Source organism: Streptomyces sp. MMCC 100 (genome assembly GCF_041538145.2).
GTDB lineage: Bacteria > Actinomycetota > Actinomycetes > Streptomycetales > Streptomycetaceae > Streptomyces.
In genome coordinates, this window is the sequence record NZ_JBGORK020000001.1 from 5,064,470 (window position 1) to 5,080,768 (window position 16,299).

The 16,299-nt window shown below is 71.7% G+C and carries 15 protein-coding genes and 1 pseudogene; 12 read left to right on the forward strand and 4 right to left on the reverse strand.

Features of this window, described 5'->3' with window-relative positions; all coding sequences use genetic code 11:
• Positions 1-386 precede the first annotated feature (386 nt).
• Positions 387-1,259 carry an aldo/keto reductase family oxidoreductase gene (locus ABS735_RS23745; RefSeq protein ID WP_373900553.1) on the reverse strand — a complete coding sequence of 291 codons (873 nt, stop codon included), beginning with the start codon at positions 1,257-1,259 and terminating at the stop codon, positions 387-389.
• A 139-nt stretch (positions 1,260-1,398) separates the two neighbouring features.
• Between ABS735_RS23745 and ABS735_RS23750 the strand changes: the two genes are divergently transcribed.
• The gene (locus ABS735_RS23750; RefSeq protein WP_373900552.1) at positions 1,399-1,842 is read left to right on the forward strand and encodes a winged helix-turn-helix transcriptional regulator; all 444 of its coding nucleotides are present in this window, start codon (positions 1,399-1,401) and stop codon (positions 1,840-1,842) included.
• 292 nt (positions 1,843-2,134) lie between these two features.
• Entirely contained in the window at positions 2,135-3,535 is a 1,401-nt protein-coding gene (locus ABS735_RS23755) for a glycoside hydrolase family 16 protein (protein ID WP_373900551.1), read from the forward strand.
• Between the two features lie 81 nt (positions 3,536-3,616).
• Here ABS735_RS23755 and ABS735_RS23760 read toward each other — a convergent pair whose 3' ends face one another.
• Positions 3,617-4,522 (reverse strand): helix-turn-helix transcriptional regulator, encoded by a 906-nt coding sequence (locus ABS735_RS23760; RefSeq protein ID WP_373900550.1) that lies wholly within the window; start codon positions 4,520-4,522, stop codon positions 3,617-3,619.
• 166 nt (positions 4,523-4,688) lie between these two features.
• Here ABS735_RS23760 and tkt point away from each other — a divergent pair, with 166 nt between their 5' ends.
• The 8 genes and pseudogenes from tkt (at position 4,689) to ABS735_RS23800 (ending at position 12,557) form a co-directional block, all read left to right on the forward strand.
• Positions 4,689-6,785, forward strand: coding sequence for a transketolase (gene tkt, locus ABS735_RS23765; protein WP_373900549.1), 2,097 nt, complete (start codon positions 4,689-4,691; stop codon positions 6,783-6,785).
• A 74-nt stretch (positions 6,786-6,859) separates the two neighbouring features.
• The gene (gene tal / locus ABS735_RS23770) at positions 6,860-8,005 is read left to right on the forward strand and encodes a transaldolase (protein ID WP_373900548.1); all 1,146 of its coding nucleotides are present in this window, start codon (positions 6,860-6,862) and stop codon (positions 8,003-8,005) included.
• Positions 8,002-9,780, forward strand: a complete 1,779-nt coding sequence (zwf, locus tag ABS735_RS23775; protein WP_373900547.1) for a glucose-6-phosphate dehydrogenase — start codon at positions 8,002-8,004, stop codon at positions 9,778-9,780. The genes tal and zwf overlap by 4 nt, the downstream gene beginning before the upstream one ends.
• Complete coding sequence (opcA, locus tag ABS735_RS23780) at positions 9,777-10,712, forward strand: glucose-6-phosphate dehydrogenase assembly protein OpcA (RefSeq protein WP_217166449.1); 936 nt, start codon at positions 9,777-9,779, stop codon at positions 10,710-10,712. Before zwf ends, opcA begins: the two co-directional genes overlap by 4 nt.
• Positions 10,705-11,097, forward strand: a complete 393-nt coding sequence (locus ABS735_RS23785; RefSeq protein ID WP_476755849.1) for a hypothetical protein — start codon at positions 10,705-10,707, stop codon at positions 11,095-11,097. Before opcA ends, ABS735_RS23785 begins: the two co-directional genes overlap by 8 nt.
• Positions 11,040-11,321: pseudogene (locus tag ABS735_RS23790) on the forward strand (glucose-6-phosphate isomerase); the annotation flags it as partial. The gene ABS735_RS23785 and the pseudogene ABS735_RS23790, both read left to right, overlap by 58 nt.
• A gap of 1 nt (position 11,322) precedes the next feature.
• The gene (gnd, locus tag ABS735_RS23795; RefSeq protein WP_373900546.1) at positions 11,323-12,204 is read left to right on the forward strand and encodes a phosphogluconate dehydrogenase (NAD(+)-dependent, decarboxylating); all 882 of its coding nucleotides are present in this window, start codon (positions 11,323-11,325) and stop codon (positions 12,202-12,204) included.
• Positions 12,205-12,404: 200 nt separating this feature from the next.
• Complete coding sequence (locus tag ABS735_RS23800) at positions 12,405-12,557, forward strand: hypothetical protein (RefSeq protein WP_373900545.1); 153 nt, start codon at positions 12,405-12,407, stop codon at positions 12,555-12,557.
• 51 nt (positions 12,558-12,608) lie between these two features.
• On the opposite strand, the gene ABS735_RS23805 is transcribed toward ABS735_RS23800, so the two are convergent.
• The gene (locus tag ABS735_RS23805; RefSeq protein ID WP_373900544.1) at positions 12,609-13,202 is read right to left on the reverse strand and encodes a TetR/AcrR family transcriptional regulator; all 594 of its coding nucleotides are present in this window, start codon (positions 13,200-13,202) and stop codon (positions 12,609-12,611) included.
• A gap of 208 nt (positions 13,203-13,410) precedes the next feature.
• On the opposite strand from ABS735_RS23805, the gene ABS735_RS23810 reads away from it, so the two are divergent.
• The gene (locus ABS735_RS23810) at positions 13,411-14,298 is read left to right on the forward strand and encodes an NAD(P)-dependent oxidoreductase (protein ID WP_373900542.1); all 888 of its coding nucleotides are present in this window, start codon (positions 13,411-13,413) and stop codon (positions 14,296-14,298) included.
• Between the two features lie 88 nt (positions 14,299-14,386).
• Positions 14,387-15,616 carry a serine hydrolase domain-containing protein gene (locus ABS735_RS23815; protein ID WP_373901263.1) on the forward strand — a complete coding sequence of 410 codons (1,230 nt, stop codon included), beginning with the start codon at positions 14,387-14,389 and terminating at the stop codon, positions 15,614-15,616.
• Positions 15,617-15,637: 21 nt separating this feature from the next.
• Here ABS735_RS23815 and ribA read toward each other — a convergent pair whose 3' ends face one another.
• Complete coding sequence (gene ribA, locus ABS735_RS23820; RefSeq protein WP_373900541.1) at positions 15,638-16,297, reverse strand: GTP cyclohydrolase II; 660 nt, start codon at positions 16,295-16,297, stop codon at positions 15,638-15,640.
• Positions 16,298-16,299 lie beyond the last annotated feature (2 nt).

Consider the following 16,299-nt stretch of genomic DNA (forward strand, 5'->3'; position numbering starts at 1 on the left):
TCGATACTGGGACGGCCCTTCCCGGAGGAGCCGCCCATGTCCGCCCGGTCCCCCTTGTCCTCCTCGCTCGCCTCCGTCGTCGCACGGCCGCCTACGACCCACCCGTACGCCGTGGACGCCACGTCGCCGCGCTGGTGCTGTTCGCCGTCTCGCTGCAGTGGCTGTTCCCGGACGAGGGGGGGCGACCCCCTGTCCTGGCGGGGCCGGCTGCTCGGCGCCGCGACCGCCGTGCCGTTGGTGTGGCGGCGTGCGGCGCCCTTCGCGACCGCCTGTGCCGTGTCGGTGGCGACCCCGGCCCAGGCGCTGTACGCGCGGGCCGCCACCGCGGCCGCTCCGCCCATGCTCCGACGCCCGTCCCGTACGCCCCGCCTGCCGACGCGAGGAGCTCAGCCGCCGATCTTGTCCAGCTCGGTGAGATCCTCGTCGGAGAGCGGAAGTTCCGCACCCGCGACGTTCTCGCGCAGGTGCGCCACCGACGAGGTGCCGGGGATCAGCAGGATGTTCGGCGAGCGGCGCAGCAGCCAGGACAGGGCGACCGACATCGGCGTCGCGTCCAGCCGGGCGGCTACGGCCGTCAGCGCCGAGGACTGCAGCGGGGTGAAGCCGCCGAGCGGGAAGAAGGGCACGTAGGCGATGCCCTGCTCGGCGAGCTCGTCGATCAGGCCGTCGTCCTGGCGGTGGGCGAGGTTGTACATGTTCTGTACGCACACGATCGGTGCGATCGAGCGTGCCTCGGCGACCTGCTCCGCCGTCGCGTTGCTCACGCCGAGGTGCCGGATCAGGCCCCGCTGCTGGAGTTCGGCGAGTGTCTCGAACGCCTCGGCGAGCGAGCCGGGCACGGGCCCCTGGGCGTCGCCGAGCCGGAGGTTGACCACGTCCAGCGTTTCGAGGCCGAGGTTCTCCAGGTTCTCCCGGACGGCCCGGGTCAGGTCTTCGGGTCGCCGGGCCGGGGGCCAGCCTCCCTCCTGGTCCCGGGTCGCTCCGACCTTGGTCACGATGTGCAGCGAGTCACGGTAGGGGTGCAGCGCTTCGCGGATCAACTGGTTGGTGATGTGCGGGCCGTAGGCGTCGGCCGTGTCGATGTGGGTGATGCCGAGGTCGACGGCCTCGCGGAGAACGGCGAGGGCGCCGTCGCGGTCGGCGGGCGGGCCCATGACCCAGGGACCGGCGAGTTGCATGGCTCCGTAGCCGAACCGGGTGACGGTCAGGTCGCCCAGGGTCCAGGTGCCGCCGGGAAGTGGAACGAGAAGCGTGCTCATACCGCTGCTCTGCCTTTCATGTCGAACCACCTGCTGGTTCCTGATGGTTTCTTGCGCCATCATTGACAGGCAACTCTCTCGGGGGAAGTAGGCACTTCGGAGTGCGTAAGGCACCCGAAGGGGTGTGAGGAGTGGTTCGATGGCGACGACGACGGCTGCCCAGCGGCGGGCGCAGGCCAAGGTGGAGTACGACGCGTTCCTGGCGGTGTGCCCCAGCCGGCAGTTGCTCGACCGGATATCCGACAAGTGGGTCACGCTGGTCCTGGCCGCGCTCGGCAACGGCGGTCCCCAACGGCCGGGCACCGACTGCGCCGGCGAGCCCCGGGCGATGCGTTACTCGGAGCTTGCCCGCCTCCTGGCCGGGATCAGCCAGAAGATGCTCACCCAGACGCTGCGCTCCCTGGAGCGCGACGGCCTGGTGACCCGCACCGTGACGCCGACCGTGCCGGTCACGGTCTCCTACGAGCTGACCGATCTCGGCCTGTCGCTGTACGCCATGGTGCGCGGCCTCAAGTCCTGGGCCGAGACGCACATGGACGACGTACTCGCCAACCGCGAGACCTACGACACCCGCGTCGCCTGAACAAAAGGGCAGGGCGCGTGATGCACGCGTTCCCGAGCCCACTGCGTGCCGTCGCGGCGACGGTGGTGAGAAGAACTTCGCACCGGTCGCCCCCGCCCGGCACTTTCGTGACGTTCACGACGTTCATGGGCTGAACTCCCCTGCCCCGCAAGGAGTTTCTCGGCTTCACCTCTTGACGGCGGCAGCGGCCGGGAGCACATTGGCCGCACTCTGAGAGCGCTCTCACCCGTCTCCCCGCGGAGCGCGCTCGGGCGTACCGCTTCCCACTCCCGCATCGAGAGGCGACCCCCACATGAGTCACACATCCGGCAACCCGCCCAGACGCCGGCCGCTGCGCCGGGCGTTGGTGGCCGTCGTCGGCACACTCGGCCTCGCCGCGGCGGCGACGGCCGTGACGGGTCCGTCGGCGGGCGCGGCCGTGCCCCCGCCCCCGTCCGGCTGGACGCAGGTCTTCGCCGACGACTTCGACGGCGCGGCCGGCTCCGGCGTGAACACCGGCAACTGGCAGTACGACACCGGCACCTCGTACCCCGGCGGCGCCGCCAACTGGGGCACCGGCGAGATCGAGACGATGACCTCCTCCCCGAGCAACGTCTCACTGGACGGCAGCGGCAACCTGCGCATCACCCCGCAGCGCGACGGCGCCGGCAACTGGACCTCGGGCCGCATCGAGACCAAGCGCGCCGACTTCGAGCCCCCGGCCGGCGGCAAGCTGCGCGTCGAGGCCCGCATCCAGGTCCCGAACGTCACGGGGGCGGCGGCCAAGGGCTACTGGCCGGCGTTCTGGATGCTGGGCGCGCCCTACCGGGGCAACTACTGGAACTGGCCCGGCGTCGGCGAGATCGACATCATGGAGAACACCCAGGGACTCAACACGGTCTGGTCCACGCTGCACTGCGGCACCTCTCCCGGCGGCCCCTGCAACGAGACCAGCGGCATCGGCGGCAACACCCCGTGTCCCGGCGCCACCTGCCAGGCGGGCTTCCACACCTACCGGGTGGAGTGGGACCGCTCGACGAGCGTCGAGGAGATCCGCTTCTCCGTCGACGGCAACAACTTCCACACCGTCCGCGCCAACCAGGTCGACGCGACGACGTGGGCGAACGCCACGAACCACGGCTACTTCATCATTCTCAACGTCGCGATGGGCGGCGGCTTCCCGGACGCCTTCGGCGGCGGCCCGGACGGCGGCACCCAGCCCGGCCACTCCATGCTCGTGGACTACGTCCAGGTGCTGTCGGCCGGTGGGAGCGGTACCACACCGCCACCGACCGGCGGCGACCGTGACGCCTACAGCACCATCGAGGCCGAGTCGTACGACGCCCAGTCCGGCACGATGACCGAGGGCAGCTCGGACTCGGGCGGCGGGAGCAACCTCGGCGCCCTCGCGAACGGCGACTGGGTGCAGTACAAGGGCGTGAAGTTCGGTTCGAGCGCGGCGACCCAGTTCAAGGCGCGGGTGGCGAGCGGTGCGGCCGCCGGGGTCAGCGGACTGGTCGAGGTGCGCCTGGACAGCCGTTCCGGCACGCCGATCGGCAGCTTCGCCGTGGGCAACACGGGCGGCTGGCAGTCGTGGCGGACGATACCGGCGAACATCGCCTCGGTGACGGGCACCCACGACGTGTACCTGACCTTCACCAGCGGCCAGAGCGCCGACTTCGTGAACGTGAACTGGTTCAGCTTCGGCCACTGACCGGCAACCGACCCCCCGCAGGAGAGGCGAAGGGGCTCCACTCACCGTGGGGCCCCTTCGTCGTGTCCGGTGCCGGTCCGCTCAGCGCAGCTCCGCCCGGAACGCCGCCGGTGTCTGGTCCGTGTGCTGCTGGAAGAACTTGGAGAAGTTCGCCGCGTCCGGGAAGCCGACCGCCGCGCCGACCCGTCCGATCGGCATCTCGGTGTGGGCGAGGAGCCGCTTGGCCTCCAGGACGACGCGCTTGTCGATGAAGCCCTTGGGCGTCTCGCCGGTGGCGGCGCGCACCGCGCGGACCAGGGTGCGGCGGGAGTAACCGAGCGCGTCGGCGTAGGCGCTGACGCTGTGGTTGGCGGCGAAGCCCCGCTCGACCGCGTCCCGGAAGAGGGTGAAGGTGCTGTCCCCCGGCGTGTCCGCCCGCCCCTCCCGCGCCGCCCGCGCGGAGCTCGCCGCCAGGTGCGCCAGGCGCAGCAGGAACGCCGACAGCGTGTGGCGCAGTACGGCGGTGTGCAGGCTCAGCGGCAGGGTGGTCGCATCCTCGTACTCGCGCCGCAACTGGTCGAGCGCCGCCGTCAGTCCGGCGAGGCGTGCCTCGTCGGGATGGAGCAGGGGCGGCAGGTCGTAGCGGTAGAGGCCGGTGGCCTCGACGGTGGCGCGGGGCAGGAAGCCGGGCTGCATGGTGACCACCGTTCCGCGGTACTCGGTCTCCGGCGCGAAGCGGTGGACCTGGCCGGGACGGATCCACAGCAGATCGCCGGCCGACGCCTCGTACTCGGCGAAGTCGATCATGTGACGGACCGGGCCGCCCGTGAAGAGCATGACGATGTGGAAGTCGATGCGGTGTACGCGGTGCAGCGGGGCGTGCGCGTGCCAGGTGCGGCCGGCGCCCATGGGCCCGACCTGCATACCGACTCCGAGGAGGCTGAGATCGACCGGGAAGGGGAACGTTCTGATCCCGTCGCCGCCGCCTTGGTTTCTTTCGTCCGCCATGTCCTTCTCGTACCGTCCCGCCCGTGTGCCCCGTGTGCCCCGTGGCCGGGGCGTGTCCCAGTTTCACCACAGGCTGGCACACCACGACCTTCACTCCCAAAAGTCAGACTTTTAAGTTTGAACGCGTCAGACCAGGCACTCCGCTCCGATCGAGGATTTCTTGAAGATGAGCACGCAGTCGAGCAAGCAGACAGTGGACAGCGCGGACCGCTTCGAATGGACCGAACTCGACCGGCGTGCCGTCGACACCGCCCGTGTCCTCGCGGCCGACGCCGTGCAGAAGGTGGGGAACGGGCACCCGGGTACGGCGATGGCCCTCGCCCCGGCGGCGTACACGATCTTTCAGAAGATGATGCGTCACGACCCCGCCGATCCCGAGTGGACCGGCCGTGACCGCTTCGTCCTCTCCCCCGGCCACACCTCGCTGACCCTCTACACCCAGCTCTTCCTCGCCGGGTACGAGGTGGAGCTGGACGACCTCAAGGCCTTCCGCACACACGGCTCCAAGACGCCGGGCCACCCCGAGTACGGACACACGGCGGGCGTGGAGACCACCACGGGACCGCTGGGCCAGGGCGTGGCCAACGCGGTGGGCATGGCGATGGCGGCCCGCTACGAGCGCGGCCTGTTCGACCCCGGGGCCCCCGAGGGCGAGTCGCCCTTCGACCACACGATCTGGGCGGTCGTCTCCGACGGCGACCTCCAGGAGGGCGTCTCCGCCGAGGCGTCGTCGATGGCCGGCCACCAGCGCCTCGGCAACCTGGTCTTCCTCTACGACGACAACCACATCTCCATCGAGGGCGACACCGCGACCGCGTTCTCCGAGGACGTGCTCAGGCGGTACGAGGCCTACGGCTGGCACGTGCAGCGCATCGAGCCCGCCGACAGCGGCGACGTCGACGTGCACGCGCTGTACGCGGCGCTGACGGCGGCGAAGGCCGAGACGGGGCGCCCGTCCATCATCGCCATGCGCACGATCATCGCCTGGCCCGCCCCGAACGCGCGGAACACCGAGGCCTCCCACGGCTCCGCCCTCGGCGCGGAGGAGGTCGCCGCCACCAAGCGCGTCCTCGGCTTCGACCCGGAGCAGTCCTTCGAGGTCGCCGGCGAGGTCCTCGCCCACACCCGCCGGGCCCTGGACCGGGGCGCCGAGGCGCACGCCGCCTGGGACAAGCAAATCGCCGCCTGGCGCGACGCCGACCCCGAGCGCGCGGCGCTGTTCGACCGTGTGCTCGCCGGCCGGCTGCCCGAGGGCTGGCAGGACGCCCTGCCGGTGTTCGAGACCGGCAAGGCGGTCGCCACCCGCGCCGCCTCGGGCAAGGTCCTCCAGGCGCTCGGCCCGGTCCTGCCCGAGCTGTGGGGCGGCTCGGCCGACCTGGCCGGCTCGAACAACACGACCATCGACAAGACGTCGTCCTTCCTCCCGGCGGGCAACCCGCTCCCCGGGGCCGACCCGTACGGCCGCACCGTGCATTTCGGCATCCGCGAGTTCTCGATGGCCGCGGAGATGAACGGCATCGCCCTGCACGGCAACACGCGGATCTACGGCGGCACCTTCCTGGTCTTCTCCGACTACATGCGCAACGCGGTGCGCATGTCCGCGCTGATGCAGCTGCCGGTGACGTACGTGTGGACGCACGACTCGATCGGCCTCGGCGAGGACGGCCCGACCCACCAGCCGGTCGAGCACCTCGCCGCCCTGCGCGCCATCCCCGGCCTCAACGTCGTCCGCCCGGCCGACGCCAACGAGACGGCGACCGTGTGGGCCGAGATCCTCAGGCGCCACTCCACCGACCCGGCGCCGCACGGCCTCGCCCTCACCCGCCAGGGTGTGCCGGCCTACGCGCCGAACCCGGACGCGGCGCGCGGCGGGTACGTCCTGGCCGACGCCTCCACCGGCGCCCCGGACGTCGTCCTGATCGCCACCGGCTCCGAGGTGCAGCTCGCGATGGCCGCACGGGAGGCGCTGGAGGCCGAGGGCACCGCCACGCGGGTGGTGTCGATGCCGTCCGTGGAGTGGTTCGAGGAGCAGCCCCGCGCGTACCGCGAGAGCGTGCTGCCGCCCTCCGTGCGGGCCCGGGTGGCCGTGGAGGCCGGGATCGGCCTGACCTGGCACAAGTACGTCGGAGACGCGGGCCGCATCGTCTCCCTGGAGCACTTCGGCGCCTCCGCCGACGCGAAGACCCTGTTCACCGAGTTCGGCTTCACCGCCGAGCACGTGGCCGCGGCCGCCAGGGAATCCCTGGCCGCCGCCCGCGGCTGACCCCACCGGATCCCACCCCGATCCGGACCCGAGCCGATCGCGATCCGACCTCGATCCGAGCGCAGAAAGAGAAGATGATCACTGTGACCGAAGCAACCGCCACCGCGGGAGCACTGCAGCGCCTGGCCGACCAGGGCGTGTCCGTCTGGCTGGACGACCTGTCGCGGCGGCGGATCGACTCCGGCAACCTCGCCGAGCTGATCAGGACGAAGAACGTCGTCGGCGTCACCACCAACCCGTCGATCTTCCAGGCCGCCATCGGCTCCGGCGAGGGCTACGAGGAGCAGCTCGCCGACCTGGCGACCCGGGGCGTCACCGTCGACGAGGCGGTCCGCATGATGACCACCGCCGACGTCCGCGCCGCCGCCGACGTGCTGCGCGAGGTGTACGACGCCACCGGCGGGCGCGACGGCCGGGTCTCCATCGAGGTCGACCCCCGTCTCGCCCACGACACGCGGGCCACCGTCGCCGAGGCGCGTCAGCTGGCCTGGCTGGTCGACCGCCCCAACGTGATGATCAAGATCCCGGCGACGAAGGCCGGCCTCCCGGCGATCACCGAGGTCATCGGCGCCGGCATCAGCGTCAACGTCACGCTGATCTTCTCGCTGGAGCGCTACCGCGAGGTCATGGACGCCTACCTCGCCGGCCTCGAGAAGGCCCGGGCGGCCGGGATCGACCTGGCCGGCACCCACTCGGTCGCCTCGTTCTTCGTCTCCCGCGTCGACAGCGAGATCGACAAGCGCCTGACGCTGCTGGGGACGGACGAAGCGCTCGCGCTGCGCGGCAGGGCGGCGCTGGCCAACGCGCGACTGGCCTACGAGGCGTACGAGAACGTCTTCGCGGGCGACCGCTTCACCGCCCTCGCGGGGGCCCGCGCCAACCCGCAACGTCCCCTGTGGGCGTCCACCGGGGTGAAGGACCCGGCATTCCGGGACACCCTGTACGTGGAGGAGCTGGTCGCTCCCGGCACCGTGAACACGATGCCGGAGGCCACCCTGGACGCCGCCGCCGATCACGGAGACGTACGGGGTGACACGGTCACCGGCGGGTACGCCCAGGCCCGGGCCGACCTCGCGGCAGTGGAGCGGCTCGGCGTGTCGTACGACGAAGTGGTGGAGCAGTTGGAGCGAGAGGGCGTGGCGAAGTTCGAGGCGGCCTGGCAGGACCTGCTCGCCGCCGTGACGAAGTCCCTCGACAGCAAGGGAGTTGACGGGGAATGAGCGAGGAGCTTCCCGCTACGGCGGTCCAGGAGAACAAGGCGACGAAGGAAGCCAAGGAGGCCCGGACGGCCCAGGAGGCGGCGGGTCCGCTGCACGCCGAGGAGGCCGAGGAGGACCGCGCCGCCGAGGCGGCGAAGGCGGCCGGGCGGGCGAAGGCTCCCAGGGGCGCGAAGAAGTCCGCGACGGACCGCGCCGCCAAGGGAGCGAAGGGCAAGGGCGCGGCCGCGGAGGGCGTCGAGCCGGTGGCACCGCTCGACTGGAGCAACCCGCTGCGCGATCCCCAGGACCGCCGTCTGCCCCGTATCGCGGGTCCGTCCGGTCTGGTCATCTTCGGCGTCACCGGCGACCTGTCCCGCCGCAAGCTGATGCCGGCCGTGTACGACCTGGCCAACCGCGGTCTGCTGCCGCCGGGCTTCTCTCTGGTCGGCTTCGCCCGCCGGGACTGGGAGGACCAGGACTTCGCCGAGGTCGTGCACGACGCGGTCAAGGAGCACGCGCGCACGCCGTTCCGCGAGGAGGTCTGGCAGCAGCTCTCCGAGGGCATGCGGTTCATCCCCGGCGACTTCGACGACGACAACGCGTTCGAACAGCTGCGCAAGGCCGTCGAGGAGCTGGACTCCTCCCGCGGCACCAGTGGCAACTACGCCTTCTACCTCTCCGTGCCGCCGAAGTTCTTCCCGAAGGTCGTGCAGCAGCTCAAGAAGCACGGGCTGACCGACGCACCGGACGGCTCCTGGCGCCGCGCGGTCATCGAGAAGCCGTTCGGTCACGACCTGGACAGCGCCCGGGACCTGAACGCGCTGGTGCACGAGGTCTTCGATCCGGACCAGGTCTTCCGCATCGACCACTACCTGGGCAAGGAGACCGTCCAGAACATCCTGGCGCTGCGCTTCGCCAACCAGATGTACGAGCCGATCTGGAACCGGTCCTACGTGGACCACGTGCAGATCACGATGGCCGAGGACATCGGCATCGGGGGCCGGGCCGGCTACTACGACGGCATCGGCGCCGCCCGCGACGTCATCCAGAACCACCTGCTCCAGCTGATGGCGCTCACCGCCATGGAGGAGCCGGCCGCCTTCGACGCGCGGTCGCTGCTCACCGAGAAGCTGAAGGTGCTGCGGGCCGTGCGGCTGCCGGAGGAGCTGGGCGAGCACACGGTGCGCGGGCAGTACGCGGGCGGCTGGCAGGGCGGCGCGCAGGTGCCCGGCTACCTGGAGGAGGAGGGCATCGACCCGGCCTCCACCACCGACACCTACGCGGCCATCAAGCTGGGGATCGACAACCGCCGCTGGGCGGGCGTCCCCTTCTACCTGCGCACCGGCAAGCGCCTGGGCCGCCGGGTCACGGAGATCGCGGTGGTCTTCCAGCGGGCCCCGCACTCCCCCTTCGACTCCACCGCGACCGAGGAGCTGGGCGAGAACGCGATCGTCATCCGCGTCCAGCCGGACGAGGGCATGACGGTGCGCTTCGGCTCCAAGGTGCCGGGCACGTCGATGGAGATCCGGGACGTGTCCATGGACTTCGCCTACGGCGAGTCGTTCACGGAGTCCAGCCCGGAGGCGTACGAACGGCTGATCCTGGATGTCCTTCTGGGTGACGCCAACCTGTTCCCGCGCCATCAGGAAGTGGAAGAGTCCTGGCGGATCCTCGACCCGATCGAGGAGTACTGGGCCTCGCACGACAAGCCGGCGCAGTACGCGTCGGGCGGCTGGGGACCGCGGGAAGCCGACGAGATGCTCGCACGAGACGGACGGAGCTGGCGCAGGCCATGAGGATCGACCTGACCGACACCACGGCAAGCAAGGTCAACAAGGCGCTGGTGCAGGGCCGCCGGGCCATCGGCACCCCGGCCGTGGGCATGGTGCTCACGCTGGTCATCGTCACGGACGAGGAGAACGCCTACGACGCGATCAAGGCGGCCGAGGAGGCCTCGCACGAGCACCCCTCGCGCACCCTGGTCGTCATCAAGCGCCACCCCCGCAACCTGCGCGACCGCACCCGCTCGCACCTGGACGCCGAGGTCCGGGTCGGCTCGGAGGCCGGAACCGGCGAGACCGTCGTCCTGCGCATGTACGGGGAGGTGTCCGAGCACGCCGACTCGGTGGTCCTGCCGCTGCTGCTGCCGGACGCGCCGGTCGTCGTGTGGTGGCCGGTGGAGGCGCCGGACAACCCGGCGAAGGACCCGCTGGGCGCGCTGGCCCAGCGCCGGATCACCGACCTCTACACGGTCGAGCGGCCCATGGAGGTCCTGGAGCGCCGGGTCCGCGCCTACGCGCCCGGCGACACCGACCTCGCCTGGACCCGGCTGACGCTGTGGCGCTCGATGCTGGCGGCGGCCCTGGACCAGGCCCGGGTGCCGGTGACCTCGGCGGTGGTGGAGGCCGAGGCGGACAACCCGGCCGCCGAGCTGCTGGCCCGCTGGCTGGAGGCCCGGCTCGCGGTCCGCGTGGACCGCGTGATCACCGACGGGCCGGTCGTCACCGCCGTCCGCCTGGGCACGGCGAACGGCGAGATCGTCATCGACCGTCCGGAGGGCCCCCTCGCGACGATGACCCTGCCCGGGCAGCCCCCGCGCTCCCTCGCGCTGAAGGTGCGCCCCACCTCCGAACTCATCGCCGAGGAGCTCAGGCGCCTCGACGCCGACGAGATGTACGCCGTCGCCCTGCGCGGCGAGGCCGGCAAGGAGACCCCTGTCCATGTCTGACACCCCGAAGCTCGACCAGCGGCCTCAGTGGACCGCGCTCGCGGACCACGCCAAGGGCACGCTGCCCCACCCGGACCTGCGCGAGCTGTTCGCCGAGGACCCCGGGCGGGCGGAGCGGTACGTCGTGCGCGTCGGCGACCTGCGCATCGACTACTCGAAGAACCTCGTCACCGACGAGACGCTCGCCCTGCTGCAGGAGCTGGCCGCCGCCACCGACGTGTTCGGGCTGCGCGACGCCATGTTCCGCGGTGAGCGCATCAACATCACCGAGGACCGGGCCGTGCTGCACACCGCGCTGCGCGCCCCGCGGGACGCGGTGATCGAGGNCCGCACAAGACCTTCCGCGGCAACCACCCCACCACGACCGTGCTGGCCGCCGAGCTGACCCCGTCCGTCCTCGGCCAGCTGATCGCGCTGTACGAGCACAAGGTGTTCGTCCAGGGCGCGATCTGGAACATCGACTCCTTCGACCAGTGGGGCGTCGAGCTCGGCAAGGTGCTCGCCAAGCGCGTCGAACCGGCCCTCACCGAAGGCGCCGACGTGCCCGGCCTCGATCCGTCCACGGCCGCGCTGGTGGCCGCCTACCGTGAACTGAAGGAAGTGCACTGACATGCAGATCGGTCTGGTTGGTCTCGGCAAGATGGGCGGCAACATGCGCGAGCGCCTGCGCAACGCCGGCCACACCGTCGTCGGATACGACACCAATCCCGAGCGGGCCGACGTCGACAGCCTGGTCGAGCTCGTCGACCGGCTGGACCGGCCGCGCGCGGTCTGGGTGATGGTCCCGGCCGGCGGCGCCACCCAGCACGTCATCGACCAGCTGGCGACGCTGCTCAAGCCCGGCGACACCGTGATCGACGGCGGCAACTCCCGCTGGACCGACGACGAGAAGCACGCCGAGGAGCTGGGCAAGCGCGGCATCAACTTCGTCGACGCGGGTGTCTCGGGCGGCGTGTGGGGCCTGAAGAACGGCTACGCGCTGATGGTCGGCGGCGAGAAGGAGCACGTCGACGACCTCAAGCCGATCTTCGACGCTCTCAAGCCCGACGGCCCCTACGGCTACGTCCACGCGGGCAAGGTCGGCGCCGGGCACTTCTCCAAGATGGTCCACAACGGCATCGAGTACGCCATGATGCAGGCCTACGCCGAGGGCTGGGAGCTGCTGGAGAAGGTCGACTCCGTGGACAACGTCCGCGAGGTCTTCCGCTCCTGGCAGGAGGGCACGGTCATCCGGTCCTGGCTGCTCGACCTGGCGGTCAACGCCCTGGACGAGGACCACCACCTGGAGAAGCTGCGCGGGTACGCGGAGGACTCCGGCGAGGGCCGCTGGACGGTGGAGGCCGCGATCGACAACGCGGTGCCGCTGCCCGCGATCACGGCCTCCCTCTTCGCGCGGTTCGCGTCCCGGCAGGACGACTCGCCGCAGATGAAAATGATCGCCGCGCTGCGCAACCAGTTCGGCGGGCACGCCGTGGAGTCGGCCAAGAAGTAGGCGGCGCCGAGAGCGCGTTGACGTGATCGGCCGGTTCGGGTCAGAGTCCCCCACCCTGATGGAGATCGACGACCTGACACCGGCCGAGTCGCGCGTCCGGCGGGCGTTCGCCTCCGGCACGGCCGTGGGCTTCCGTGCCGCGGACGACGAGGACCCCGCCGACGGCGACGCCTGGGGGCCCGAACGGACCGTGCGCGCGCGTGTACTGCGGTTCCTGCTTCTGGAGGGCCCGGTTCGGCGGGACGGTGCGGCTCGGCGGGACGGTGCGGCTCGGCGGCGCGGAGGTCACCGGCGGCCTGTACCTGGAGAGCGCCCGCATCGAGGCGCCGGACGCCGAGGGGCCACGACGGTGATCATCGGCCTGACCCGCACGGTCAGCCGCCGGTGATCCGGCGCGCCGCGGATCAGGACCCGGGGGCGGCGGCGTCCAGGAGCGGTCCGAGTTCGCGGGCGACTGTCGTCAGGGCCCGCACATCGCATTCGGCCCGGGCGATGAGGATCGCTCCTTCGAGGGAGCTGATCATCAACGTGGCCAGCGGTTCGGACCGCGCCTCGGGCACACCCATGCCGACCAGCGCCTCCGCGACCGGCCGCGTCCAGGCGGCGAAGGCGTCGGCTGCCGCCTTCCGCGTGGCCTCGGAACTCTCGGCGCAGTCCACCGTCGCCGCGGCCACGGGACAGCCCGCGGCGAAGCCGATCGCCTCGTACTCGTCGGTCCACTGCTTGACCATCCCGGCGAACAGTCCGCTCGGCGTCGGACGGTCCATGCCTTCGAGGAAACGCGCTACGCGCCCGGCCGCGTAGCGCCCCGCCCACTGGAGGGCCTCGCCGACGAGCTGTTCCTTGCCGCCCGGGAAGTAGTGCTGGAGCGACCCCCGGGGAGCCCCGGCGTGGGCGGCGACGTCCCGCATACCGGTGGCGTCCACACCGTCCCGGCGGATGAGCTGGGCGGCGCTGAAGACCATCCGCTCGCGCGGTCCTCGTCCGGACGCTGCCATCGCCGCTCCCTCGCTTGCCCGGCCGTCGTTTGGCCGGCCGTCGTTTGCCCGGCCGTCACTTGCCCGGCCGTCACTTGCCCGGCCGTCACTTGCCCGGCCAACTCTATGACGGTCGTCATGATCCGGGCTACTATGACGACCGTCATACCCCCTGCCCCCTGCGGCGTGTCCCGCTCCCGGACACGCGCTCCCGGACGGACGGTGCATCATGCGGCTCGTCGGCTTCATCGGTCTCGGCATCATGGGCCAGCCGATGGCACTGCGCCTGGCCCGCGCGGGCACCCCGCTCGTGGTGTTCAACCGCACCCCCGACCGCGCCGCTCCCCTGCGCGCCGCCGGGGCCAAGGTGGCGGGCGGCCCCGGCGAGGTCTTCGACCGGGCGGACACGGTGATCCTCATGCTGGCCGACGGCCCGGCGATCGACGCCGTGCTGGCCCGCGGCACCCCGGAGTTCGCCGCCCGGGTCGCCCGGCACACGGTCGTCCACATGGGCACCACCTCGCCCGGTTACTCGCGCGTCCTGGAGGCCGACGTCCGAGCGGCGGGCGGGCGGTACGTGGAGGCCCCGGTCTCCGGTTCGCGGGTGCCGGCGGAGACCGGTGGGCTGGTGGCGATGCTGGCCGGGGAGGAGAGCGCCGTGGCCCGGGTGCGTCCGGTGCTGGCCCCGCTGTGCCGGGAGACGTTCGGCTGCGGTCCGGTACCGAACGCGCTGGTGACCAAGCTGGCCGTGAACCTCTTCCTGATCACCCTGGTGACCGGCCTGACCGAGGCGTTCCACTTCGCCGAACGCCACGGGATCGACCGGCGCCGGTTCCTCGACGTCCTCGACGCCGGCCCGATGGCCAGTGCCGTCTCCCGCATGAAGGCCCCCAAACTGCTGGCCGGCGACTTCACGGCGCAGGCGGCGGCGTCGGACGTACTGAAGAACAACCGCCTGATCGCCGAGGCGGCCCGCGCCACCGGCCTCGCCTCTCCCCTCCTCGACGCCGCCCACGCCCTGTTCGAGGAGACGGTGTCCCTGGGGCACGGCGGCGAGGACATGGTGGCGGTGCTCCGCGCATTGGAGGCGCGCACCGCGGAACTCGGACGACCGTGAGTTCCGACGAGGACGACCGTGAGTTCCGACGAGGTCCGCTCGGGGTATGCCGGACCCGTCCGACGAACGATCAAGGAGAACGATGGTGATGCCACCCCTGCGGCAGGAGGTCGACGCGGGTGCGGCCGGGCTGGACCCCGAGGCGCTGGACCGGCTCGACCTGCACTTCGCCCGGCAGGTCGACGAGGGCCGGCTGCCCGGGTTCCTGGTGGCCGTCGCGCGCGGCGGCCGCGTCGCCCATCTGACCGTGCACGGGCTGCGGGACGTCGCGGCCGGGCTCCCGGTGACGGCCGACACCCTGTGGCGGATCTACTCCATGACCAAGCCGGTCACCTCCGTGGCCGTACTGACTCTGGTGGAGGAGGGCCGGCTGTCGCTGGACGACCCCGTGGACCGGTATCTGCCGGCCTTCGCCGAGCCGCGGGTGTACGTCGAGGGGACCGGGGAGGACGTCGTCACCCGGCCGGCCGCCGGCCCGGTCCGCGTCCGGCACCTGATGACCCACACCGCGGGGCTGACGTTCGGCTTCTACCGCTCCCACCCCGTCGACGCGCTGTACCGGGCGGCCGGTGTGGAGTCGTCGGTACGGCCGGGTGCGGACCTGGCCGAGACGGTCGACCTGTACGCGAGTCTGCCCCTGCAGTTCGAGCCGGGTACCGAGTGGAACTACTCGGTCGCCAGCAATGTGCTCGGACGGCTGGTGGAGGTGGTGTCGGGGCAGCCGCTCGACGTGTTCTGCGCCGAGCGGATCTTCGGGCCGCTCGGCATGACGGACACCGGGTTCCACGTCACCGACGCGCAGGCGGGCCGGCTGGCCGAACTGTACGGCGAGACGGAGGACGGCGGCATCGCACCGGTCCCCGGGCTGCCGCTGCGGGGGCGGCCGCGGTTCCTGTCGGGCAGCGGCGGCCTGGTCTCGTCCGCGTACGACGTGCACCGCTTCGCGGAGTTGCTGCGACGCCGCGGCGAACTCGACGGGGTGCGGCTGCTCGCCCCGGCGACGGTGGACCTCATGACCCGCAACCACCTCCCCGGCGACGCCGACCTGCGCTCCTTCGGCAGCCGCCCCGCGCACGACGAACCCGGCAACGACGGCGTCGGCTTCGGCCTCGGCGTCTCCGTGGTGACCGACCCGAGCCGCACGCGGTCGCCCTCCGGGCTCGGCACGTACGGCTGGAGCGGAGTGGCGACGACCACCTTCTGGGTCGACCCGGGCCGTGATCTGACGGTGCAGTTCATGACCCAGGTGCGGCCCAGGTCCTCGCACACGGTCTACCCGGACCTGAAGAGGCTCGTGCACGAGGCCGTCGCGGACTGATCCCGACGGCCTCGGCGGTCACTACGGCACGTGCGCCATCGCGTCCAGGTGGGGCAGGTGGTGGTCGAGCCGTTCCCGCTTGGTGCGCAGGTAGGTGATGTTGGACTCGCACGGCGGTATCAGCAGCGGCACCTGCTCGGCGACCTGGATGCCGTGCCGCACCAACGCCTCCCGCTTGCGCGGGTTGTTGGACATCAGCCGCACGGACCGCACCCCGAGGTCGTCGAGGATGCGGGCGGCGACGCCGTAGTCGCGGGCGTCCACGGGCAGGCCGAGGGCGAGGTTCGCCTCCACCGTGTCCAGTCCCTCCGCCTGCAACGCCATCGCGCGCAGCTTGGCGAGCAGCCCGATGCCGCGCCCCTCGTGGCCGCGCAGGTAGACCACGACGCCGCTGCCCGCGTCGGCCACCTGCCGCAGCGCGGTGGCGAGTTGGGCGCCGCACTCGCAGTGCTGGGAGCCGAAGGCGTCGCCGGTCAGGCACTCGGAGTGGAGCCGGGTGAGCACGCCTGTGGCGTCCAGGTCGCCGTGCACGAGGGCCACCTGCTCGTCGCCGCGTTCGTGGTCGAAATAGCCGTACGCCCGGAATTCTCCGTAGACGGTGGGCAGCGGTGTCACCACGATCCGCTCCACGTCCGTACGCTGTGATGCCTTCTTGCCGAGTACACCGATTTTTTCTGTCATGA